Source organism: Burkholderia sp. AU32262, from assembly GCF_020419985.1.
Taxonomy (GTDB): domain Bacteria; phylum Pseudomonadota; class Gammaproteobacteria; order Burkholderiales; family Burkholderiaceae; genus Burkholderia; species Burkholderia semiarida.
Window position 1 is genome coordinate 24,505 of sequence record NZ_JAIZRS010000007.1, and the last position, 21,605, is coordinate 46,109.

The 21,605-nt window shown below is 65.8% G+C and carries 18 protein-coding genes and 2 pseudogenes; 11 read left to right on the forward strand and 9 right to left on the reverse strand.

The annotated features are described in order from the left end of the window. The first annotated feature begins 357 nt into the window (after positions 1-357). On the forward strand, positions 358-648 hold the full coding sequence (locus tag LGN10_RS10275; protein WP_059575789.1) for a putative quinol monooxygenase: 291 nt from the start codon (positions 358-360) through the stop codon (positions 646-648). A gap of 52 nt (positions 649-700) precedes the next feature. On the opposite strand, the gene LGN10_RS10280 is transcribed toward LGN10_RS10275, so the two are convergent. From LGN10_RS10280 to LGN10_RS10290, 3 genes are all read right to left on the reverse strand, one after another. Beyond that, positions 701-958, reverse strand: coding sequence for a hypothetical protein (locus tag LGN10_RS10280; protein ID WP_006486090.1), 258 nt, complete (start codon positions 956-958; stop codon positions 701-703). Positions 959-1,094: 136 nt separating this feature from the next. Next, positions 1,095-1,370, reverse strand: coding sequence for a hypothetical protein (locus tag LGN10_RS10285; RefSeq protein WP_059575785.1), 276 nt, complete (start codon positions 1,368-1,370; stop codon positions 1,095-1,097). Positions 1,371-1,591: 221 nt separating this feature from the next. Then, positions 1,592-2,308 carry a YdcF family protein gene (locus tag LGN10_RS10290; RefSeq protein WP_226223386.1) on the reverse strand — a complete coding sequence of 239 codons (717 nt, stop codon included), beginning with the start codon at positions 2,306-2,308 and terminating at the stop codon, positions 1,592-1,594. A gap of 160 nt (positions 2,309-2,468) precedes the next feature. Here LGN10_RS10290 and LGN10_RS10295 point away from each other — a divergent pair, with 160 nt between their 5' ends. Next, positions 2,469-2,786: a hypothetical protein gene (locus LGN10_RS10295; protein WP_059575782.1), complete on the forward strand. Its 318-nt coding sequence runs from the start codon at positions 2,469-2,471 to the stop codon at positions 2,784-2,786. 196 nt (positions 2,787-2,982) lie between these two features. Here LGN10_RS10295 and LGN10_RS10300 read toward each other — a convergent pair whose 3' ends face one another. Both LGN10_RS10300 and LGN10_RS10305 read right to left on the reverse strand, forming a co-directional pair. After that, positions 2,983-3,234, reverse strand: a complete 252-nt coding sequence (locus LGN10_RS10300; protein ID WP_060965968.1) for a hypothetical protein — start codon at positions 3,232-3,234, stop codon at positions 2,983-2,985. Between the two features lie 201 nt (positions 3,235-3,435). Continuing rightward, positions 3,436-3,831 (reverse strand): annotated as a pseudogene (locus LGN10_RS10305) (transposase); the annotation flags it as partial. A gap of 430 nt (positions 3,832-4,261) precedes the next feature. Between LGN10_RS10305 and LGN10_RS10310 the strand changes: the two are divergent. The 9 genes from LGN10_RS10310 (at position 4,262) to truB (ending at position 16,405) form a co-directional block, all read left to right on the forward strand. Then, positions 4,262-5,164 (forward strand): LysR family transcriptional regulator, encoded by a 903-nt coding sequence (locus tag LGN10_RS10310; protein WP_059575780.1) that lies wholly within the window; start codon positions 4,262-4,264, stop codon positions 5,162-5,164. Between the two features lie 75 nt (positions 5,165-5,239). Then, on the forward strand, positions 5,240-6,442 hold the full coding sequence (locus LGN10_RS10315; protein ID WP_059575778.1) for a pyridoxal phosphate-dependent aminotransferase: 1,203 nt from the start codon (positions 5,240-5,242) through the stop codon (positions 6,440-6,442). Positions 6,443-6,714: 272 nt separating this feature from the next. Next, positions 6,715-7,752, forward strand: a complete 1,038-nt coding sequence (scpB, locus tag LGN10_RS10320; protein ID WP_226223186.1) for an SMC-Scp complex subunit ScpB — start codon at positions 6,715-6,717, stop codon at positions 7,750-7,752. A 60-nt stretch (positions 7,753-7,812) separates the two neighbouring features. Further along, on the forward strand, positions 7,813-9,549 hold the full coding sequence (gene rluB / locus LGN10_RS10325; RefSeq protein WP_226223188.1) for a 23S rRNA pseudouridine(2605) synthase RluB: 1,737 nt from the start codon (positions 7,813-7,815) through the stop codon (positions 9,547-9,549). A gap of 453 nt (positions 9,550-10,002) precedes the next feature. Further along, positions 10,003-10,461 carry a ribosome maturation factor RimP gene (gene rimP, locus LGN10_RS10330; RefSeq protein ID WP_059575772.1) on the forward strand — a complete coding sequence of 153 codons (459 nt, stop codon included), beginning with the start codon at positions 10,003-10,005 and terminating at the stop codon, positions 10,459-10,461. Next, on the forward strand, positions 10,461-11,936 hold the full coding sequence (nusA, locus tag LGN10_RS10335; RefSeq protein WP_059499058.1) for a transcription termination factor NusA: 1,476 nt from the start codon (positions 10,461-10,463) through the stop codon (positions 11,934-11,936). The genes rimP and nusA overlap by 1 nt, the downstream gene beginning before the upstream one ends. A 91-nt stretch (positions 11,937-12,027) precedes the next feature. Then, the gene (gene infB / locus LGN10_RS10340; RefSeq protein WP_226223189.1) at positions 12,028-14,946 is read left to right on the forward strand and encodes a translation initiation factor IF-2; all 2,919 of its coding nucleotides are present in this window, start codon (positions 12,028-12,030) and stop codon (positions 14,944-14,946) included. A 114-nt stretch (positions 14,947-15,060) separates the two neighbouring features. Further along, the gene (gene rbfA / locus LGN10_RS10345) at positions 15,061-15,459 is read left to right on the forward strand and encodes a 30S ribosome-binding factor RbfA (protein ID WP_006495346.1); all 399 of its coding nucleotides are present in this window, start codon (positions 15,061-15,063) and stop codon (positions 15,457-15,459) included. Between the two features lie 13 nt (positions 15,460-15,472). Further along, a complete protein-coding gene (gene truB, locus LGN10_RS10350; RefSeq protein WP_226223191.1) occupies positions 15,473-16,405 on the forward strand; it encodes a tRNA pseudouridine(55) synthase TruB in 933 nt (310 codons plus the stop codon). Between the two features lie 107 nt (positions 16,406-16,512). Here the strand turns inward: truB and LGN10_RS10355 are convergent, their stop codons facing one another. The 4 genes and pseudogenes from LGN10_RS10355 to LGN10_RS10370 form a co-directional block, all read right to left on the reverse strand. Beyond that, complete coding sequence (locus tag LGN10_RS10355; RefSeq protein ID WP_059575763.1) at positions 16,513-18,072, reverse strand: DHA2 family efflux MFS transporter permease subunit; 1,560 nt, start codon at positions 18,070-18,072, stop codon at positions 16,513-16,515. Between the two features lie 28 nt (positions 18,073-18,100). Then, positions 18,101-19,315 carry an HlyD family secretion protein gene (locus LGN10_RS10360; RefSeq protein WP_059638805.1) on the reverse strand — a complete coding sequence of 405 codons (1,215 nt, stop codon included), beginning with the start codon at positions 19,313-19,315 and terminating at the stop codon, positions 18,101-18,103. Between the two features lie 52 nt (positions 19,316-19,367). Continuing rightward, positions 19,368-20,866: pseudogene (locus LGN10_RS10365) on the reverse strand (efflux transporter outer membrane subunit). A gap of 87 nt (positions 20,867-20,953) precedes the next feature. Continuing rightward, positions 20,954-21,445, reverse strand: coding sequence for a MarR family winged helix-turn-helix transcriptional regulator (locus LGN10_RS10370; RefSeq protein ID WP_059575757.1), 492 nt, complete (start codon positions 21,443-21,445; stop codon positions 20,954-20,956). Between the last annotated feature and the right edge of the window lie 160 nt (positions 21,446-21,605).

Sequence of the window (21,605 nt, forward strand, 5' to 3'; positions counted from 1 at the left end):
ATTATCCTTATGAATCAATGGGGTGAAGGTGGATTGAATGCTTGGCACGCAACCTGCTTTATATGTTCGAATCGTTAGAGCAGGGAGGATGGCGTCAGAGTCCGGAATGCGCCGCGAGCGCCTGAACAACGGTATCGACGCCTTTCAAATGCCGTCGCGACGAGCGTCGGTCAACAGATGACGATCCGCTCCAGCGTGCGGATCTCGATGGCCCCGTCGCCTATCCTCGTAGGGCGACGGTTTCGCCCGCGCTTCTCTGAAGCGCGGGCTATTTTTTTTGTGCCGTCGTCATGCCTTATCGGCGTCGCTGGTGCGCGATGCGCGTATTCTCGGACTTTTTGAATGAAGGAGGCGGGAATGGCGGAAATCGCAGTCGTGGCGCTGATCGTGGCGAAGCCGGGCGCCGAGGAAAAACTGCGCGTCGTGCTCGAGGGAATCGTCGAACCAACCCGCAACGAAGCGGGGGCGTTGCAGTATGACCTGCACCGGGATCTGAGGGAGCCCGCGCGATTCGTATTCGTCGAGCGTTGGGAGAGCGAGGAGGCGCTGGCCGCTCATGCGCGTTCCGCGCACATTCTCGCCTATCGCGAAGCGGCCGCGGACTGGATCGAGCGTTCCGAAATCCGCGTGCTGTCGAAACTCATCTGAGCCGGAGTGCGGCGGAGTGGGGCGACCGGACGTGTCCGGTCGCGGCGGCGCGTCAGTGCGACGCGCTGGGTACGTCGAGGATCAGGATGATGGTCCAGTCGGCGTCGCCGTCGTGGTGATACTGGCGCTCGGCAACGATGAACGGCTGCTGCTTGCCTTGCGGGCCGAGGAACAGCACGTCGCCCTCCATCGGCAGACACTCGATCGGCGGCAGCGCGAGGAACGCGTCGTCCGAGCCGCGGGGCATCAGTTGCTTGATCTTGCGAGTGGCGGCTTCGGTCCACTCGATGTCGAGTTGAATGTTGCTCATGCTGTCCTCCGCACCGGGGTGCGCACGGGTGGAAAATTTCGGTGCGCGACTTTAGCACAGCGCGCGGGCGCCGCAACCAAAAAAGCCGAACCCGGTTGCCCGGATTCGGCTTTTCGCTGGAGCGGTGCCGCCGAACTTACTGGCTGGCAGCGTCTGCAGCCTTCGCCTTCTTGGCGGCCTTCTTCGCTGCTGCCTTGTGATGCGCAGCCTTCTTGCCGTGGTGATGCTCTTCCTGCGCCGCCGGCTGAGCCGCTTCGGCCGCTTGTTGCTGTTGCAGCGCTTGGGCGCGCTGCTCGATCTCGGCGATCTTGGCCGGATCGGTGATGGTCTGGATCTGCGTGCTCTCTTGCGCATACGCTGCGCCAGTCAGCGCCGACATCGCTACCAGGATAGCCAGGGACGTCTTCTTCATTGCTTTACCTCCGCTAAGTGGTGATGAACCCGAGTGTTGCCGTTTTGTCTGGCGACTGCAATCGAGTGCGTGTCGAGTGTAACAAAAGTGACGGATCAATGTGCACCGGATCGTCGCACGACGCAAGGCCCCGTTGAAGTCGCGCAACACTTCGCGTAGTTCGTCACGCGTCGGCCATCGAGGATGGTGCCGCGATTTTCGCGCCGATTTTGACGATGTCGTCAAAACCAGCCGAGCCAACGATATACGTGGAATTGCGCGATCCCGACCAGTTCGTGCAACGCCTGCTCGGCGTTGGCCACGTTGCGCCAGCGCGGCAGCCAGCCCGTTTGCGCGCGTCGGAGATTCGCATAAACGGGTTGTGGATCGATGCCGAAATGGCGGAAGTCGAGCAGGGCCCGGCGCATCTGGTACGACGACGTGACGAGAATGCGCGCGTCGTCACACTGTGGGCGTAGTATAGATGCAGTGAATTTCGCGTTTTCGTAGGTTGTGCGGCTGTTCGGTTCGAGCACGAGATCGGCCGGCGCCACGCCTTGCGCGACGAGCTGGCGCCCGTAGACGGCCGCCTCGGTGTCGCCGTGATGCTGCGGGTCGCCGCCCGACATCACCACGGTACAGCGTTCGGCCTGTTGCCGGCACGTGCGATAGAGCGCCGCAACCTTGCGGATGCGCGCGACGCCATCGGGCGGCGGCTGCAATCCGGTGTCGGTGCGGCGCGTGCCGGCGCCGATCAGGATCAGCGTGGTTCGCCCGTGCATGTCGGGATGTTCGACCGGCGTGACGCCGGCCTCGGTCCAGGCGATCAGCGGCGCCGCAAGCCAGCCCGTCGCCAGCAGCCAGAACAGCGCGACGGCGACGATCGAAATGGTTCTACGCTGCTTGCGGCAGAGCATGAAACCGATGAAGAGAAGTACAAATGAATCGAACAGAATCAATTTGATTGGGGTATGGTGTCTTTTTATGGAGGACTGACGATCTGGCCCTGACGCGACGCCGGAGAACGTCGGCCTCCAGAATCGGTGGCGGTTGGGGCGGGCGGAGACCCCGCCCGGCGCGCCGCTTCGCATTGTCGCTGCACTTTAAGAAAGAATCGAGATGGCCACGTATTCCAACGAAGCGGTGCTCGACGCATTGAGACGAGTGCAGTACCGCCAGGTACCGTGGGCACGCCGCCCGGGCGTGTTCGAGTATCTCCGTTCGCTCGGGCTGATGGACACGGTCCGGCAGAAGACCGTTGCCCCCGCACCGGGCTTCCATGCACCGGTCGACATTGCCGTACTGACCGACAGCGGTCGAGCCGAATTCTCGCGCCTCGAGCGCGAAGAGAAATTACTTTCCTGGACGGATCGCCGCATGGACGACTACGCGTTGAGCGAAGCGAGCGCCGTGGCGATTCTCGAAAGCCGTCTGTAGCGGTATTCCATCCCGTCCCGTGCATCGCCACGCGGGCCCGCGACGCAAAAAAGCCCGTATCGCGAAGATACGGGCGTACCGGATACTTTTGCTGCTGCCACGCTGTGCTCATGGCAACGATGTTGACCCGCCGCATGCGGCGCAGTTCCCGGATGCGGACATTTTCTTTCGCGAAATCTCGAAATCGGCAGGACGTCTACGGATGGCGTGGCACGCCGGGCGACTGAGAGCCGATCCGCGCCCGCGCGTTGCTGGCGATGTCGCCGCGCAAGTCGCCGCGCGGCACGGTTTGCCGGCTGGACGGGTTGGCGGACGGCGGCTGGCGGAGGGTATTGCGGTGATCCTGCTGGCGATGGGGCGGCTTCACGCGATCGTCGGCATGGGCCGGAGCTGCGAGCGCCACGGAAACGACAATGCCGCATGCAACGAGCAGTGACATTGTTTTCATGGCGGGGCTCCCTTCAAGCCGTCCGTGCGGCCTGTTGATATGTCGCTAAGGTAAGCGTGGGAGTGCAGGCTTGCTGTAAATATTGGTAAATAGATGTTTCGCGGCACGACAACGGTAATCGACTGCAATGCATGCGGCGCAACAAGATCGCGTCGCAGAAAGAAACCGGGCGGCCGAAGCCGCCCGATCGAGCATTCGTTACGCCATCTTGACGGGCGCGCGCCAGGATTCCGGATTGGTCCAGAAGGCGCCGCGCAACCGATCGCGGCTCGGCGGCGCGGGTGGCTTCGCCGCGCTTGCGCCGATGCGTCCACGCAGCGAAATCTGCCGGCCGCTCGTGCCGAGTCGCTTCACGATTTCGGCGAGCGTACCGTCCGCCTGCCATTCGTCGAAGCGGCGGCGGCAGGTCGGCGGGGACGGATAGCGGCCCGGCAGTTTGGACCAGCCTTCGCCCGTCGACAGCACCCACAGCACGGCGTTGACCACCGAACGAGCTTCCACGCGAGGACGGCCGCGCCGCTCACTCCGTGCGGGTTCCGAGCAAAACAGACCCTCGACCAGCGCCCATTCGTTATCTCTCAAATCGTCGAACAGCATCATGTCCTCACCTCAGCGAAGCTAACTCCGGTGCGCTGCCCTGCGCCGCGCACTCTTCAAGCACTCGATCGTCGAGTGCCGGGTGGGGGCGTCCGGTTGGCCGGCAGCGGTGTTTCTGCTCTTCCGTCCGACGAAACCTGCACCCTGTGCGCAAGGTAATGCACGAAGCGTGCCATGTCGGAGGTGAATCCCTCGAGAGCCGCTTGGCAGCGAGCTAACGGCTAAGTCAGCTAGGGGCGTATAAGACGCCAAAATAACCCGTGAGCAAATCGGGACAATCACCAATCTTGTGCAATTCGCCCATGTCACGTGCGTTTGCGAACGTATTGCACCGCAGCGAAACATGGGCGAAGGACGCCGGATTCGTCACCGAAGCCGGTTTCGCGCATTAAAATCGCGCATCGATATCGACGATTGATGAGGTCAGGGGATGAACGTTACGCTGCGCCAGCTTCGCGTGTTCATCGAAGTCGCGCGGCTCAAGAGCTTCAGCCGGGCGGGTGACGAGATCGGGCTCACGCAGTCCGCGGTCAGCCGCTGCGTGCGCGAGCTCGAGGCCGAACTCGGGCTGAAGCTGATCGACCGCACGACGCGGGACGTGCAACTGACCGACGTCGGGGCGAATCTGATCGCGAGCGTGTCGCGCCTGCTCGACGATCTCGACGATACGCTGCGCGAGATCCGCGAGATCGGCGAGCAGCGCCGCGGGCGCGTGATCGTCGCGGCAAGCCCGACGATCGCATGCAGGCTGATGCCGCGCGTGGTGGCGTCGTGCGAGCGGCAGTTCCCGTTCGTGACGCTCGGCCTGCGCGACGACGTGCAGAGCGACGTGCTGCGCAAGGTGAAGTCGAGCGAAGTCGATTTCGGCGTCGTGATCGGGCCGCTGACGGTCGCCGATCTCGTCTGCGAACCGTTGATGACCGATTCGTTTTGCCTTGTCGCGCGCGCCGACCATCCGCTCGCGGCGCGGTCCGAGGTGCCGTGGGCGGCGCTGGACGGCGAGCGCCTCGTGCTGCTCGACCATGCGTCGGGCAGCCGGCCGCTGATCGATGCGGCGCTGGCCACGCATCGCGTCAACGCGACGGTCATGCAGGAACTCGGGCATTCGGCAACCGTGTTCGGGCTGGTCGAGGCCGGTGTCGGCGTGAGCGTGCAGCCATGGCTGTCGCTGCCGCTGCCCGCCGGCTCGACGCTCGTCGCGCGGCCGCTCACGCCGCGCACCGAACGCACCGTCGAACTGGTGCGCCGCCGCGACCGATCGTTGTCGCCCGCCGCGCAGGCGATCTGGGAGCTCGTGCGGCAGATGCCGGCGCGGGCCGAGGACCTCGAGTGATGCGCATCGGCGTGAGCCGGCCCGGCTTGCCGGCCGGTACACTACGTGGATCGTGTTCGTTGGCGGTGGTTCTCGATGACGCATTCCGCAGGTTTTTTTCCGGTGAACGATGAGCCTGCGGCGCGCGCCGCGGTGCACGCGCTGCGCCCGTCGCTGATCCGCGAAGTCGCGAACGCCGGCTTCGGCGTGCCGGACGTGCTGCCGTTCTGGTTCGGCGAATCCGATCGCGTGACGCCGGATTTCATCCGTGACGCCGCAGCGGCGGCGCTGCGCGAGGGCGCGACCTTCTACACGCACAATCTCGGCACGGCGCCGCTGCGCGACGCGATCGCGGCCTATGTCAGCGCGCGTCACGGCGCGACGGCGGCCGGCACGGTCGCCGTGACGAGTTCGGGCGTGAATGCGCTGATGCTGGCTGCGCAGATGCTCGTCGGGCCGGGCGAGCGTGTCGTCGCGGTCACGCCGTTGTGGCCGAATCTCGTCGAGATTCCGAAGATTCTCGGCGCGCGGGTCGACTGCGTGCCGCTCGATTACGGCGACGCGGGCTGGCAGCTCGACGTCGGCCGGTTGCTCGCGGCGCTGACGCCCGATACGCGGATGCTGTTGATCAATTCGCCGAACAACCCGACCGGCTGGACGATGTCGCGCGACGATCAGCAGGCCGTGCTCGCCCATTGCCGTCGTCACGGCATCTGGCTGGTCGCCGACGAGGTGTACGAGCGGCTTGCATTCGGCGAGGGCGGTGCGCCGTCGTTCCTCGATATCGCGTCGCGCGACGAGCGCGTCGTGGTCGTGAATTCCTTCTCGAAGGCATGGGCGATGACGGGCTGGCGGCTCGGATGGCTGGTTGCGCCGACGTCGGTGATGGGCGAGCTGTCGAAGCTCGTCGAATACAACACGTCGTGTGCGCCGGGCTTCGTGCAGGCCGCGGCCGTGGTCGCGTTGCGCGACGGCGAGCCGTTCGTGCGGTCGTTCGTCTCGGCGCTGCGCGACGCGCGCGACCATCTGGTCGCCGCGCTGCGGACGTTGCCGGGCGTCGAGGTGCCGCCGCCGCCGGGCGCGATGTACCTGTTCCTGCGGCTGCCGGGCGCGGCCGACAGCCTGGCGTTCTGCACGACGCTGGTGCGCGAGGCAGGGCTCGGCCTTGCGCCCGGGCGCGCGTTCGGCCCCGAGGGGGAGGGGTTCGTGCGCTGGTGCTATGCGTGCGATCCGGCGCGACTCGACGCGGGCGTGGAGCGGCTGCGCCGGTTCCTGGCACGCGGCGCCGGCGCTCGCTGAAGCGGGGCCGGAGCGGGCATGCGGCCCGGGCGGCGGCCTGTTCCGCTCATCTTTACGCACCGGGCAATTTTGCGTAATATGGCGTTCAGTCACGCGGTTCCGTCGTTGAGCCGTGCTGTTCCGTCCGGTTTGGGCCTGGCCTGAAGTTGGTTCGCCGCCCCCGGTTCGTGCTCCCATCAATATGACCGATCAGAATCGGGCGAGCGCGTCTTCCGTTCCTTTCGTCTGTTTGTTGATCCGGTTCGTTTGACCACAGGGTCTGGCCTAGCTGCATGAATACCCAAGAGGCGAAGATCGTCCTCGAGACTGCTTTGATCTGTGCGCAGGAGCCGCTGAAGCTCGGCGATTTGCGCAAGCTCTTTGCCGACGGCGTGTCGGCTGACACGGTCCGCACGTTGCTCGAAGATCTGAAACAGGATTGGTCCGGTCGCGGTGTCGAACTGGTGGCGCTGGCGACCGGGTGGCGCTTTCAGAGCAAGCCGGCGATGCGTCATTATCTCGATCGCCTGCATCCCGAGAAGCCGCCGAAATATTCGCGCGCGGTACTCGAAACGCTCGCGATCATCGCGTACCGGCAGCCCGTCACGCGCGGCGACATCGAAGAGATTCGCGGCGTCACGGTCAATGCGCAGGTGGTCAAGCAACTCGAGGATCGCGGCTGGATCGAGGTGATCGGTCATCGCGACGTGCCGGGGCGTCCGGCGCTGTATGCGACGACCAAGCAATTCCTCGACGATCTCGGCCTGAAGGCGCTCGACGACCTGCCGGCGCTCGAAGAGCCGGCCGCGAACATCGAGGCCGCGCTGCTCGCGCAGCAGGCCATGGATTTCGACGGCGACGTGCCGGTGACCGACGAGGCTGCGGCCGACGTGCCGCAGGCGCAGGCGGATGACGTGCCCGCCGGCGAGTCGGCCGAGGTGCCGGGCGATGCCGTGGCCGACGTCGCGTCGACGCAGGAATTCCCGAGTCGCGATACGCTCGATGCTGATCGTGGGCACGCGGAACGGACGGAACAGGTCGGCGCCGAAGCCGTGTCGACCGATGTGCAGCCCGAGCCGCAGCGTGCGGATTCGAGCGAGGAAGATCGCAAGCCGGCCGCCGAAGCGGCTGCCGGAGACGGAGCGGAAGCGGCCGGCGACACGCCCGGCGAGGCCGATCAGGCCGACGCCCCCCGCTCCCGTCCTGCGGACGACGAGACGCTGGACGACACGTCCGACAGTCTCGCGGATGCCGTACGAAGCGCCAGTGCGCCCATCGGCGCCGACGCGCTGCCGGACGACGAAGCAGAACCCGAACAGCGTCGCGCCTGATCGCGGCCAACTTCTTGCCGCGCCCGCGCCGGGCGCGAGACCTGACATTTTGAGGTTGTTTTGACAGATATCCACGATATTGAATCGTCCGCGCCTGCCGTGCAGGCAGCGCGTGCCGACGATGCGCCGGAGCAGGATGCTTCGGCCGCGGGTGGCGACGAGCGTCCCCGCCGCGGTCTGCGGCGCGGTCCGCGCAGCCTGATCGCGCGGCGTCGCGCGGCGGCCAAGTCGAAGGGCGCCGAAGGCGAGCAGCAGGGCGCCGAGGGCGCGGATGCGCAGCCGGTCGAGGCTGCCGATGCGCAGCCGGCGCGTGCGCCGCGCAAGGAAGGCGCGGCCAAGGGCACTCGCAAGCCGGCCGGCAAGCGCGAAGGCGCGGCCAAGGGCGGCCAGGGCCGTCGCGGGGCATCGAAGGCAGAAGGTGGCTCGGCGAAACCCGTTGAAGGCGATGCGTCCCAGGACGAACTGTTTGCGTACGTGACGTCGCCCGCCTTCGATGCGGACAACTCCGCGGGCGGTAGCGGCGTACGTGCGCCGATGCTGCGCCGCGGGCGCAACCAGCCGGCGAACAAGCGCGTGCTGTCGCCGGACGACGACGCGCCGAAGCTCCACAAGGTGCTGGCGGAAGCAGGCATGGGTTCGCGCCGCGAAATGGAAGAGCTGATCGTCGCCGGCCGCGTGTCGGTGAACGGCGAGCCCGCGCACATCGGCCAGCGGATCATGCCGACCGACCAGGTGCGGATCAACGGCAAGCCGGTCAAGCGCAAGCTGCCGAACAAGCCGCCGCGCGTGCTGCTGTATCACAAGCCGACCGGCGAAATCGTCAGCCACGCGGATCCGGAAGGCCGTCCGTCGGTGTTCGACCGCCTGCCGCCGATGAAGACGGCGAAATGGCTTGCGGTGGGGCGCCTCGACTTCAATACCGAAGGTCTGCTGATGCTGACGACTTCCGGCGACCTCGCGAACCGCTTCATGCATCCGCGTTACAGCGTCGAGCGTGAGTATGCGGTGCGCGTCGTCGGCGAGCTGTCCGAAGGCATGCGGCAGAAGTTGCTGCACGGCGTCGAGCTCGACGACGGTCCGGCGAATTTCCTGCGGATCCGCGATGGCGGCGGCGAAGGCGCGAATCATTGGTATCACGTCGCGCTGGCCGAAGGCCGCAATCGCGAAGTGCGCCGGATGTTCGAGGCGGTCGGCCTGATGGTGAGCCGGCTGATCCGTACGCGTCACGGCCCGATTCCGCTGCCGCGCGGCTTGAAGCGTGGCCGTTGGGAAGAGCTCGACGACGCGCAGGTGCGCAAGCTGATGGCGACCGTCGGGCTGAAGGCGCCGTCCGAGGAGAAGGGCAAGCGCGGCGCTGTCGGTCCGGCCGAGCGTCGCCAGCCCGATCCGATGCAGACGTCGATGGGCTTCATCAGCCGCGAGCCGGTGCTGACGACGCACGGGCAACTCGACCAGCCGCGTCGCGGCGGTGGCCGGCGCGGCGGCCCGGGGTTGCCGGGCCTGAGCGGCTACGGCAGCCTGCCGGTTGCGCCGTCGGGCTACGGCAATCGCACGGGCGGCGGCCGCGACGGCAACCGCATGGGGCGTGACGGCAACCGCGCCGGCGGCGGTCGCGATGTCGACGGCAATCGCGCGTCGTATGGCGCCGGTCCCAAGCGCGATGGCGCGGGCGGCAAGCGCGGCGGTGGCAAGGGCGGCGGCAATCGCAATCCGGGCGGCAATCGTGCCGACGGCGCAGGCAACGGCGGCCCGCGCGGCGGCCAGCGTCCGCAGCGCAGCCGCACGCGCAGCCGTTAAGTCGCTGTCGATTGGCGTCGTACGGCGGCGTAAAGCCGCCGGCTCGTCGGTCTGGCCGGCATCCGGCCGGTTGTGTCGACGCGACGCATTGTATTGACGGGGTTCGGCTGCATCGATGTCGCGTGCCGCGACAACGGCGATCACCGGTACGGCAGGGTGATATCGGTCGATCGGGCAGCCCGATTTCGCATTTTCGGTCCGTAAAGGCAGCCGACGCGCTGCTTTTACCGGCTGGCTTGGCGTTTGCGCCAAAAATCGCTATAATCGCGGAGTCGCTGGGCGTACGGATTCAATGTGCGGCTCAGGTGCGACCACCAGTAAGAAGATGGGCGTTCCGCCCATTTTTTTTTTGCTGAAACGGTTAGGCATCTCGGGTAGCGCTTCCTGCGCCGGCTAAGGCGCGCGCCCGCGGGTGAATCGCGAGCGGCGGGCGCGAACACCTGAGAGGACACTGTGCAACTGACGGAACTGATAGAAACCACGGTCACCGGGCTCGGCTACGAGCTGGTGGATCTCGAGCGCACCGGGCGCGGCATGCTTTGCATCTATATCGATCAGCCTGCCGGCATCTCGCTCGAAGATTGCGAAAAGGTCACACGTCAGCTCCAGCACGTCTTGACGGTCGAAAACATCGATTACGAACGGCTCGAAGTCTCGTCCCCGGGGCTCGACCGCCCGTTGAAGAAGCTGGCCGACTTCGAGCGCTTCGCCGGCAGCGAAGCTTCCGTGACCTTGAAAAAGCCGCTGGACGGGCGCAAGACGTACCGGGGCATTCTGCACGCGCCGAATGGCGAAACGATCGGTTTGGAATTTGAGGGGAAGAAGGGCGAGGCAGCCATGCTGGATTTCACGCTGGCCGATATCGACAAAGCCCGCCTGATTCCGCAAGTTGACTTTAGGAGCCGCAAATAATGAGTCGCGAAGTGTTGATGCTGGTGGATGCGCTGGCGCGCGAGAAAAACGTCGACAAGGATGTGGTGCTGGGCGCCCTCGAGGCCGCGCTCGCTTCCGCTTCCAAGAAGCTGTTCGACGAAGGCGCCGAAATCCGCGTCCATATCGATCGCGAAAGCGGCGAGCACGAAACCTTCCGTCGCTGGCTCGTCGTGCCCGACGAGGCAGGCTTGCAGGAGCCGGATCGAGAGATCCTGCTGTTCGAGGCACGTGAGCAGAATCCCGACGTCGAAGTCGGCGAGTATGTCGAGGAACCCGTTCCGTCCATCGAATTCGGTCGCATCGGTGCGCAGGCCGCGAAGCAGGTGATCCTGCAGAAGGTGCGCGACGCCGAGCGCGAGCAGATCCTGAACGACTACCTCGAGCGCGGCGAAAAGATCATGACCGGCACGGTGAAGCGCCTCGACAAGGGCAACTTCATCGTCGAATCGGGCCGGGTCGAGGCGCTGCTGCGCCGCGATCAGCTGATCCCGAAGGAAAACCTGCGCGTGGGCGACCGCGTGCGTGCGTATATCGCGAAGGTCGACCGCACCGCGCGCGGCCCGCAGATCGAACTGTCGCGCACGGCGCCCGAATTCCTGATGAAGCTGTTCGAGATGGAAGTGCCGGAAATCGAGCAGGGCCTGCTCGAGATCAAGGCGGCTGCCCGCGATCCGGGCGTGCGCGCGAAGATCGGCGTCATCGCCTACGACAAGCGGATCGATCCGATCGGCACCTGCGTCGGTATCCGCGGCTCTCGCGTGCAGGCCGTACGCAACGAGCTCGGTGGCGAAAACATCGACATCGTGCTATGGTCGGAGGATCCCGCCCAGTTCGTGATCGGCGCGCTCGCGCCGGCAGCCGTCCAGTCGATCGTCGTCGATGAAGAAAAGCATTCGATGGACGTCGTCGTCGACGAGAACGAACTGGCTGTCGCGATCGGCCGCAGCGGTCAGAACGTTCGCCTTGCCGGCGAACTGACCGGCTGGCAGATCAACATCATGACGCCGGACGAATCCGCCCTGAAGCAGGGCGAAGAACGCGACCGGCTGCGTGCACTGTTCATGGCGCGTCTCGACGTCGACGAAGAAGTTGCCGACATCCTGATCGACGAAGGCTTCACGAGCCTCGAAGAGATCGCCTACGTGCCGCTCAACGAAATGCTCGAAATCGAAGCGTTCGACGAGGACACCGTGCACGAACTGCGCAACCGCGCACGCGACGCGCTGTTGACGATGGCCATCGCGAACGAAGAAAAGGTCGAGAACGCGGCGCTGGATCTCAAGAGCCTCGACGGCATCACGCCGGAGTTGCTCGCGAAGCTGGCCGAACATGGCGTGCAGACGCGCGACGATCTCGCCGAGCTGGCTGTGGATGAACTGGTCGACATGACCGGGATGGAAGAGGATGCCGCTAAGGCGTTGATCATGAAAGCACGTGAACACTGGTTCCAGTGAGAAATGACCATGGCGCACTGATTTGATGGCGGCCGTATGGCCTGACCCGATGCTAACCGCAAGGAATCGGTCCTTGCACTAAGAGGAATGAATGGCGAGTAACAACGTAGCCCAATTTGCCGCGGAACTGAAAATGCCTGCTGGTGTGCTGCTCGAACAGCTGCAGGCAGCGGGCGTCCAGAAAGCGAGTGAAGACGATGCGCTGTCCGAAGCGGACAAGGCGCGTCTGCTCGATCATTTGCGCAAGTCGCACGGCGCAACCGACGGCGACAAGCGCAAGATCACGCTGACCCGCAAGCATACGTCGGAGATCAAGCAATCTGACGCGACGGGCAAGGCTCGCACCATTCAGGTCGAGGTTCGCAAGAAGCGTACGTTCGTCAAGCGCGACGACGTGGCCGACGGTGCGGAACAGGGTCAGGCGCAGGTTGCCGAAGCGGACGACGATGCGGAACTGAAGCGTCGCGAGGAAGAGGCGCGCCGCGAGGCCGAACTGCTCGAGAAGCAGGCGCAGGAGCTGCGCGAGCGTCAGGAACGCCTCGAACGCGAGGAAGCCGAGCGTCGCGCCCGCGAGGAAGCGGCCGAGGCCGAGCGCCGTCGCGCCGAGGAAGAAGCGGCGGCGAAGCGTGCCGCGGCGGAAGCCGCCGCGGCGCAGCAGGCGGCAGCCCGGCAGGCCGCCGCGGCCGAGCAGGAAACGGCGCCGACGCAGTCCGCGCAGGACGAAGCGCGTGCAGCCGCGGAACGTGCGGCGCAGCGCGAAGCGGCGAAGAAGGCCGAGGACGCTGCTCGCGAGGCAGCCGACAAGGCGCGCGCCGAGCAGGAAGAGATCAGCAAGCGCCGCGCGGCGGCCGAAGCCGAGGCACGCGCGATCCGCGAAATGATGAACACGCCGCGCAAGGCCGTGGTCAAGGCAGTCGAGCCGCCGAAGCCGGCGGAACCGGCGAAGCCGGCCGAAGCGAAGGGCACGCTGCACAAGCCGGCGAAGCCGGAAGGTGCGCAGGCGCGTCCGGCCGTGAAGAAGCCGGCCGGCGCCGCGGCACCGGCCGCGACGCAGGCGCCGGCAGGCGCGGGCGACCGCAACAAGAAACCGGGCGCAGGCAAGGGCGGCTGGCAGGACGACGCAGCGAAGCGTCGCGGCATCAAGACGCGCGGCGATTCGAGCGGCGGCGTCGACCGCGGCTGGCGCGGCGGCCCGAAGGGTCGCGGCCGTCACCAGGACAGCGCATCGTCGTTCCAGGCGCCGACCGAACCGATCGTCCGTGAAGTGCACGTGCCGGAAACCGTGTCGGTTGCGGATCTCGCGCACAAGATGTCGATCAAGGCCTCCGAAGTCATCAAGGTGATGATGAAGATGGGCCAGATGGTCGCGATCAACCAGGTGCTGGACCAGGAAACGGCGATGATCATCGTCGAGGAGCTGGGCCACCGCGCGGTCGCCGCGAAGCTGGACGATCCGGAAGCGCTGCTCGTCGAGGGCGAAACCGGTACCGATGCGGAGCAACTGCCGCGTCCGCCGGTCGTCACGGTGATGGGTCACGTCGACCACGGCAAGACCTCGCTGCTCGACCACATCCGCCGCGCGAAGGTTGCCGCGGGCGAAGCGGGCGGCATTACGCAGCACATCGGCGCTTACCACGTCGATACGCCGCGTGGCGTCATCACGTTCCTCGATACGCCGGGTCACGAAGCGTTCACGGCAATGCGTGCACGCGGCGCGAAGGCGACCGACATCGTGGTGCTGGTGGTGGCGGCCGACGACGGCGTGATGCCGCAGACGAAGGAAGCCATCGCCCACGCGAAGGCGGGTGGCGTGCCGATCGTCGTCGCGATCAACAAGATCGACAAGCCGGAAGCGAACCCCGATCGCGTCAAGCAGGAGCTGGTCGCGGAAGGCGTCGTGCCGGAAGAATACGGCGGCGATTCGCCGTTCGTGCCGGTGTCGGCCAAGACGGGCGCAGGTATCGACGATCTGCTCGAAAACGTGCTGCTGCAGGCCGAAGTGCTGGAACTGAAGGCACCGGTCGAAGCGCCGGCCAAGGGCATCGTGATCGAAGCGAAGCTCGACAAGGGTAAAGGCCCGGTCGCGACGATCCTCGTGCAGTCCGGTACGCTGAACCGCGGCGATATCGTGCTGGCGGGTACGGCCTACGGCCGCGTCCGTGCGATGCTCGACGAGAACGGCAAGCCGACGAAGGAAGCCGGCCCGTCGATCCCGGTCGAGATCCAGGGTCTGTCGGAGGTGCCGGGTGCGGGCGAGGAAGTGATCGTGCTGCCGGACGAGCGCAAGGCGCGTGAAATCGCGCTGTTCCGTCAGGGCAAGTTCCGCGACGTGAAGCTCGCGAAGCAGCAGGCCGCGAAGCTGGAAAGCATGCTCGAGCAGATGGGCGAAGGCGAAGTGCAGAACCTGCCGCTCATCATCAAGGCAGACGTGCAGGGTTCGCAGGAAGCGCTCGTGCAGTCGTTGCTCAAGCTGTCGACCGACGAAGTGCGCGTGCAGATCGTGCACAGCGCGGTCGGCGGCATCAGCGAAAACGACGTCAACCTCGCGACGGCATCGAAGGCGGTCATCATCGGCTTCAACACGCGTGCGGATGCACAGGCGCGCAAGCTGGCCGAGGCGAACGGCATCGATATCCGCTACTACAACATCATCTACGACGCAGTGGATGAGGTGAAGGCGGCGATGTCGGGCATGCTGGCGCCGGAGAAGCGCGAAGTGGTCACCGGCATGGTCGAGGTGCGCCAGGTCTTCAAGGTACCGAAGGTCGGCACGGTCGCAGGCTGTATGGTCACGGACGGTATCGTCAAGCGCTCGTCGTCGGTGCGCGTGCTGCGCAACAACGTCGTGATCTTCACGGGCGAACTCGAATCGCTGAAGCGCTTCAAGGACGATGTGAAGGAAGTGAAGCAAGGCTTCGAGTGCGGTATGTCGGTGAAGAACTTCAACGACATCATCGAAGGCGACCAGTTCGAAGTCTTCGAAGTGACCGAAGTCGCGCGTACGCTGTAATCGTCGCGTATCGGCTCATGGGCGGGGCAGGCTTGGGCCTGTCCCGCCCATTTTCATGGTGGCGTGCCGAAAATGGCCGCCGCTTCATCCTGATAAACGGATCACGGATCGATCATGTCCAGGAAACGTACTTCCCCCAATCGCAACGTTCAGATCGCCGATCAGATTCAGCGCGATCTGTCCGAACTCATCATGCGCGAGGTCAAAGATCCGCGCATCGGTATCGTGACCATCCAGAGCGTGGAGCTCACGCCGGACTATGCGCACGCGAAGGTCTACTTCACGGCGCTCACCGGCGATCCGGACAAGACGCAGGAGGCGCTGAACCACGCGTCGGGCCACCTGCACAACCTGCTGTTCAAGCGCCTGCACATTCATACGGTGCCGACGCTGCATTTCCATTACGACCAGACGATCGAGAAGGCCGTCGAAATGTCGCGCCTGATCAAGGAAGCGAACTCGACGCGCGCGAAGGACGACGACGAGGCCGATGCGCCTGCCAAGGACGATTGAGCTCGACCGGCCTATGACGAATGCAGCACCCCAACGTCCGCGCGTGCCTCGGCGCGTGCTGGACGGCGTTCTCCTGCTCGACAAGCCGGTCGGCCTGTCGAGCAACGATGCGCTGATTCGCGCAAAGCGCCTGCTTCTCGCGAAGAAAGCCGGTCACACCGGCACGCTCGATCCGCTGGCGTCGGGCCTGCTGCCGCTGTGCTTCGGCGAGGCGACCAAGTTCTCGCAGGATTTGCTCGACGCCGACAAGACCTATGAAACGACGATGCGTCTCGGCCAGCGCACGGCCACCGGCGACGCGGAAGGCGACGTGATCGACACGCGGCCCGTCGAATGCGATCGTGCGGCGGTGGAAGCCGCGCTCGTGCGCTTCACCGGCGACATCGTGCAGGTGCCGCCGATGTATTCGGCGCTCAAGCGCGACGGCAAGCCGCTGTACGAATATGCGCGGGCCGGCCAGACGGTCGAGCGGGAAGGCCGCAACGTGACGATCCACGCGCTCGAACTGCTTGCCTGCGAGCTGCCCGACGTGACGTTTCGCGTGACCTGCAGCAAGGGCACGTATGTGCGCACGCTGGCGGAGGATATCGGCGAGGCGCTGGGTTGCGGCGCGCATCTGACGATGCTGCGTCGCACGGGCGTCGGCGCGCTGACGCTCGAGCATGCGGTGACGCTGGATGCGCTGTCGGACGTTGCCGAGGCGGCGCGCGATGCATGGCTGCAGCCGGTCGATGCGTTGCTGTCGACGTTCCCCGCCGTTCGGCTCGACGACGCGTGCGCGAAGCGGTTTCTGCACGGCCAGCGCCTGCCGCTGTCGGCATTGGAGCCGATCGACGCGGCCGAGGGCGAGCGCGTGCGCGTGTACGACGCAACGCGGTTGCTCGGCGTGGCGCGCAAGGCGAATGGCGTGCTCGCACCGGAACGGCTCGTCGTGACGGCTCAATGACGCAGCAGCGCGCATGACTGCACGCGGCGGAATAAGAAAAGCCCGGTCGATTTCGACCGGGCTTTTTGTTTCGCGTGACCGCGCAGTGATGCGCTGCCGGGTAGTGCTCAGTGTGCCGCCGACGCCGCCGCACCGGCATCGCCGCCGCCCGCACGTTCGGGCTTGGTGATCCAGATCAGCGCGATCAGCAGCACGAAGATCACCGCCGAGATGTAGAACAGGTCGTTCACGCCGAGCTGCGCGGCCTGTTGCGTGGCCATGTTGTTGATGAGCCCGTGCGCCTGGTTCTGCGACAGCCCGAGATTGCCCATCTGCGTGACGGCCTGGTTGAACGTCGGGTTGTACGGGTTCGCCTGCTCGACCAGTTGCGCGTGATGGAAGTTGTTGCGGTGGTCCCACGCGGTCTGGAAGATCGACGTGCCGATGCCGCCGCACATGATCCGCACGAAGTTCGACAGGCCGGATGCCGCGGGAATGCGGTGGCCGGGCAGGCCGGACAACGTGATCGACACGAGCGGGATGAAGAAGCCCGCCATCGCGATACCCTGCACGAGCGTCGGCAGCGTCAGCGACCATTCGTCGACGCCCGTCGTGTAGCGCGAACGCATCCAGAAGCACAGCGCGAACGTCAGGAACGACGCCGTCGAGATGAAGCGTGGATCGGTGCGCGGCAGATACTTCCCGGTGAGTGGCGACAACAGGATGGCGAACAGCCCGACCGGCGCCATCACGAGGCCGGCGTCGGTCGCGGTATAGCCGATTTGGGTCTGCAGCCACAGCGGTAGCAGCACGAGATTGCCGAAGTACAGGCCGTACCCGATCGACAGCGCGACTGTCCCGCCGGTGAAGTTCCGGATGCGAAACAGCGACAGATCGACGACCGGGTGCTCGGCGGTCAGCTCCCAGATCACGAAGAACGCGAACGCGATGACGGCGGTCAGCGCGAGCACGATGATGGTCGTCGATGCGAACCAGTCGAGATCCTTGCCCTTGTCGAGCATGATCTGCAGCGAGCCGACCCAGACGACCAGCAGCGCGAGGCCCACGCCGTCGATCGGCGCGCGACGCACGGCCGACTCCCGATTGCGATAGATCATCCACGTCGCGGCGGCGGCGGCGACGCCGACCGGGATGTTGACGTAGAAGATCCACGGCCACGAATAGTTGTCCGAGATCCAGCCGCCGAGAATGGGGCCCGCGACGGGTGCGATCAGCGTCGTCATCGCCCATAGCGCGAGCGCCATCGGCGCCTTTGCGCGCGGATAGCTCGACAGCAGGAGCGCCTGCGACAGCGGAATCATCGGGCCCGCGACCGCGCCCTGCAGCACGCGCGACCCGAGCAGGAACGGCAGGTTCGGCGACAGCCCGCACATCCACGACGAGATGACGAACAGGATGATCGACGCGAGGAACAGGCGCACTTGCCCGAAACGGTCGGTCAGCCAGCCGGTCAGCGGCACCGAAATCGCATTCGCGACCGCGAACGACGTGATGACCCACGTACCCTGGTCGGACGACACGCCGAGGTCGCCCGAGATGGTCGGGATCGCGACGTTCGCGATGGACGTGTCGAGCACGTTCATGAACACCGCGAGCGACACCGCGATCGTGCCGAGTATGAGTTGCCCGCCCTGCAGGGGCGGGTAGGAGGCGGGAGCCTGTGCCATATCGGTTGCCTTTCCGAAGTCGGAACGGTTACATCATCTTCGCGGCGGTGCTCTGCTTCGCCGCGACCGGCGTCGACGCATTGCCGCCTGCGTTCTCGGCGATGATGCGCGCGATTTCGGCGTCGGCTTCGTCGCCGTATTTCGCGAACACGTTGGTCTCGTAGACGGTGTTCGGCGCGTTGACGAGCTGGTCGCCGCGTTCGTCCTTGATGTTGACGTCGACCTGCATCGACAGGCCGATGCGCAGCGGATGCTTGTCGAGATCCTTCGGGTCGAGCTCGATCCGCACCGGCAGGCGCTGCACGACCTTGATCCAGTTGCCGGTCGCATTCTGCGCCGGCAGCAGCGAGAACGCCGAGCCCGTGCCGGCCGAGAAGCCGACGACCTTGCCGTGGTACGTGACCGACGAGCCGTAGATGTCGGCCGTCATTTCGACCGGCTGGCCGATGCGCATGTGCTTCAACTGGACTTCCTTGAAGTTCGCGTCGACCCACACGGCATTGAGCGGCACCACCGACATCAGCGGGTTGCCGGGCGACACGCGCTGGCCGACCTGCACCGAGCGCTTCGCGACATAGCCGGTGACCGGCGCCGGCAGCACGTTGCGCGCGTTCGCGAGGTAGGCGTCGCGCACCTTCGCGGCGGCGGCCATCACGTTCGGGTGCGATGCGATCGTCGTGTTCGCGGTCAATGCGCGATTCGAGGCGAGCTGCTGCTGCGCGGCGTCGACCGATGCCTGCGCGGCCTTCACGGCGTCGCGGGCATGCGAGATTTCTTCCTGCGACACGGCGCCCGTTTGCGCGACGGCCAGGCGGCGGCGCAGGTCGTCCTGGGCCTTCGACAGGTCGGACTGGCGCAGCGCGACTTGCGCGCGGTACTGATCGTCGTTGACGAACAGGCCGCGCACCTGGCGCACGGTCTGCGCGAGGTTGGCTTCCGCCTGCTGCAGCGCGACCTGCGAATCGGCCGGGTCGAGCACGACGAGCGGATCGCCGGCCTTGACCGTTTGCGTGTCGTCCGCCTTCACGGCGATCACGGTGCCGGTGACCTGCGGCGTGATCTGCACGACGTTGCCGTTCACGTATGCATCGTCGGTGTCTTCATGGAAGCGGGCGACGAGGAAGTAATAGAGGCCGTATGCGATGGCCGCGATCACGATGACCGCGACGAGCAGCGTCATCATTCGCTTGCGCTTGCCGTTATTCTGCGGCTGCGCGCTGGCGGCGTTTTGTTGGTCGCTCATGGCGATTTTCTCCGTCCGTTATTTCGAGTGTCTGCGTAGTGGTGGCGCCGGATCAGTTGGCGGCCTGTTTGGTCGGCGCGGCGGCATCGGGTGCGGCGAGCGGCGTGCCGGTTGCGTCGAACCCGCCGCCGAGCGCCTTGATCAGGGCGAGCTGCATGTCGCGCCGGCGCATCTTCAGGTTGGTCACCGTCTGCTCCGAGGCGAGGCGGTTGCTGTCCGCCGTCAGCACCTGCAGTTGCGGCGACAGGCCGGCCTTGTAGCGGATGACCGCGAGATCGTACGCGCGCGTCGACGCGTCGAGCGCACGTTGGGCGTCGCCCATCTGGCGATCGACCGCGCGGATCGACGCGACCTGCGTCGCGACGTCGTTCAGCGCGCTGATCAGCGTCTGGTTGTAGTTCGCGACCGACAGGTCAAAGTCGGCATAGCGGCCCTTGAGCTGGGCGCGCAGCGCGCCGGCATCGAAGATCGGCAGGTGGATCGCCGGCCCGAACTGCGCCTGGCGGCTCGCGAAATTCAGGAATTTGCCCCAGCCGAACGCATCGAAGCCGAAACCGGCCGCGAGGTTCACGTCGGGGAAGAACTCGGCCTTCGCCTCCTTCACGTCGTGCATCGCGGCTTCGACCTGCCAGCGCGCGGCGACGATGTCGGGGCGGCGCGACACGAGGTCGGCCGGCAGGTTGCCGGGCAGCGTGACGTCGCCGCTCGGGTTCATCACGGGCGCCGCGATCTGCAGCCCGCGATCCGGGCCCTTGCCGAGCAGCGCGGCGAGCTGGTAGCGCACGGTCGTGATCTGGCCGTCGAGGTCCGACAGCGAAGCCTGCGTCGTCGCGATGTTGCCGCGGGCCGTCTGGCGCTCGACGTTGGTGTCGAGGCCGGCCGATACGCGGCCGTCGGTGATCTTGCCGACCGTCTCGCGGCTGGTGATCTCGCGCTGCGCGATGTCGCGCAGCGCATAGAGCTGCGCGAGCGAGTTGTAGGTGCGCGCGACCGACGACGCGAGCGTGATGCGCGCCTGTTGCAGGTCGGCTTCGGCGGCCTTTTCCTGCGATACGGCCGTGCGCAGGCGTTCGCGGTTCTTGCCCCACAGGTCGAGTTCCCACGAGGCGCTCGCGAGCGCGTTGTTCTCGCTGTACCACTGGCCGCCGTACGGGGGGGCGGGAACAGCGCGTTCGACGAGTACAGCTCGCGCGTCCACGAATAGCTGGCTTCGGCCTTCGGCATCAGGTTCGAGCGCGACGACTCGATGTACGACGAGGCCTTCGCGATGCGCGCCTGTGCCTGCGCGATCGACGGGTTGCCCTGCAACGCTTCGTCGATCAGTTTCGGCAACTGCGGATCGCCGAACTGGCTGGCCCAGTCGAGCGCGGGCCACTGGCCGCCCTGGGCCGGCAGGCTCTGGGCGGATTCGAATTGCGACGCGGGGGCGATCTGCTTGTCGCTCTTGATGCCGATGTAATTCGCGCAGCCCGCGAGCGCCAGCGCGGCGACCGCGGCGGCGACGGCGGCGCGGCACGACCCGGCGCGCACGGACAACGGGGAGGATTTCATCGCGCTAACCCCTGACTCGGAATGAATGATGGACACTGCAAGGATTTCCTTACATTAATCTGTCAAAAGTAATTGTTATGGCAACTATTACGTGACGCTACCGCCGGCCGTCTCGCAATAGTTGCTGAGAATGCGGCGCAGCATGCTCTTCAGGAACCCGACTTCTTCCGGCGTAAACCCGTCCAGCACCTGGTCGAGCACGCTGCGGAAAATGGGCGGCAGCCGTTCGGCCAGCGCACGGCCTTCGTCGGTGAGCTCGAGGCGCACGACGCGACGATCCTCGATGCTGCGCACACGCGACAGCAGGCCGCGTTTCTCGACCCGGTCGAGCAGACGCGTGACCGCGCTGGCGTCGATCCCGTATTCGCGCGCGAGTTCGGCGGCCGTCGAGCACTTGCCGACGGCGATCATGAACAGCATGCTCGCCTGCGTGCCCGTGATGCCGAGTTCTTCCTGCGTGCGCTGCGTGACGAGGTTGGTCATCACCGACTTCACGCGGGACATCAGATAACCGACGCTATCGTTCATCTGATACGTAGACAGCGGCGAAACGGGCGGTGGGGTAGAAGAATCCGACATAAAACCCTGAAGCTGCAATAGTTGACTAGGCAGCAGTATAGGCACAATTGCTTGCCGCGGCAAATGTTAATCGAACGGCAAAACGCGCGCTGTGTCCCGCGAGAGTCCCTTGTCCGGGTAAGGTTTCTTCGCCGCACGGTGCCGGTGCGCCGGACCTTTG

Bases quoted from the DNA above. Each gene is read 5' to 3' on its own strand.
- LGN10_RS10370 (WP_059575757.1), bottom strand. From the start codon at position 21,445: ATGTCGGATTCTTCTACCCCACCGCCCGTTTCGCCGCTGTCTACGTAT.
- LGN10_RS10295 (WP_059575782.1), top strand. From the start codon at position 2,469: ATGGCCACGTATTCCAACGAAGCGGTGCTCGACGCATTGAGACGAGTG.
- LGN10_RS10275 (WP_059575789.1), top strand. From the start codon at position 358: ATGGCGGAAATCGCAGTCGTGGCGCTGATCGTGGCGAAGCCGGGCGCC.
- LGN10_RS10310 (WP_059575780.1), top strand. From the start codon at position 4,262: ATGAACGTTACGCTGCGCCAGCTTCGCGTGTTCATCGAAGTCGCGCGG.
- LGN10_RS10300 (WP_060965968.1), bottom strand. From the start codon at position 3,234: ATGAAAACAATGTCACTGCTCGTTGCATGCGGCATTGTCGTTTCCGTG.
- LGN10_RS10285 (WP_059575785.1), bottom strand. From the start codon at position 1,370: ATGAAGAAGACGTCCCTGGCTATCCTGGTAGCGATGTCGGCGCTGACT.
- LGN10_RS10355 (WP_059575763.1), bottom strand. From the start codon at position 18,072: ATGGCACAGGCTCCCGCCTCCTACCCGCCCCTGCAGGGCGGGCAACTC.
- LGN10_RS10315 (WP_059575778.1), top strand. From the start codon at position 5,240: ATGACGCATTCCGCAGGTTTTTTTCCGGTGAACGATGAGCCTGCGGCG.
- truB (WP_226223191.1), top strand. From the start codon at position 15,473: ATGACGAATGCAGCACCCCAACGTCCGCGCGTGCCTCGGCGCGTGCTG.
- LGN10_RS10360 (WP_059638805.1), bottom strand. From the start codon at position 19,315: ATGAGCGACCAACAAAACGCCGCCAGCGCGCAGCCGCAGAATAACGGC.
- LGN10_RS10280 (WP_006486090.1), bottom strand. From the start codon at position 958: ATGAGCAACATTCAACTCGACATCGAGTGGACCGAAGCCGCCACTCGC.
- scpB (WP_226223186.1), top strand. From the start codon at position 6,715: ATGAATACCCAAGAGGCGAAGATCGTCCTCGAGACTGCTTTGATCTGT.
- nusA (WP_059499058.1), top strand. From the start codon at position 10,461: ATGAGTCGCGAAGTGTTGATGCTGGTGGATGCGCTGGCGCGCGAGAAA.
- infB (WP_226223189.1), top strand. From the start codon at position 12,028: ATGGCGAGTAACAACGTAGCCCAATTTGCCGCGGAACTGAAAATGCCT.
- rbfA (WP_006495346.1), top strand. From the start codon at position 15,061: ATGTCCAGGAAACGTACTTCCCCCAATCGCAACGTTCAGATCGCCGAT.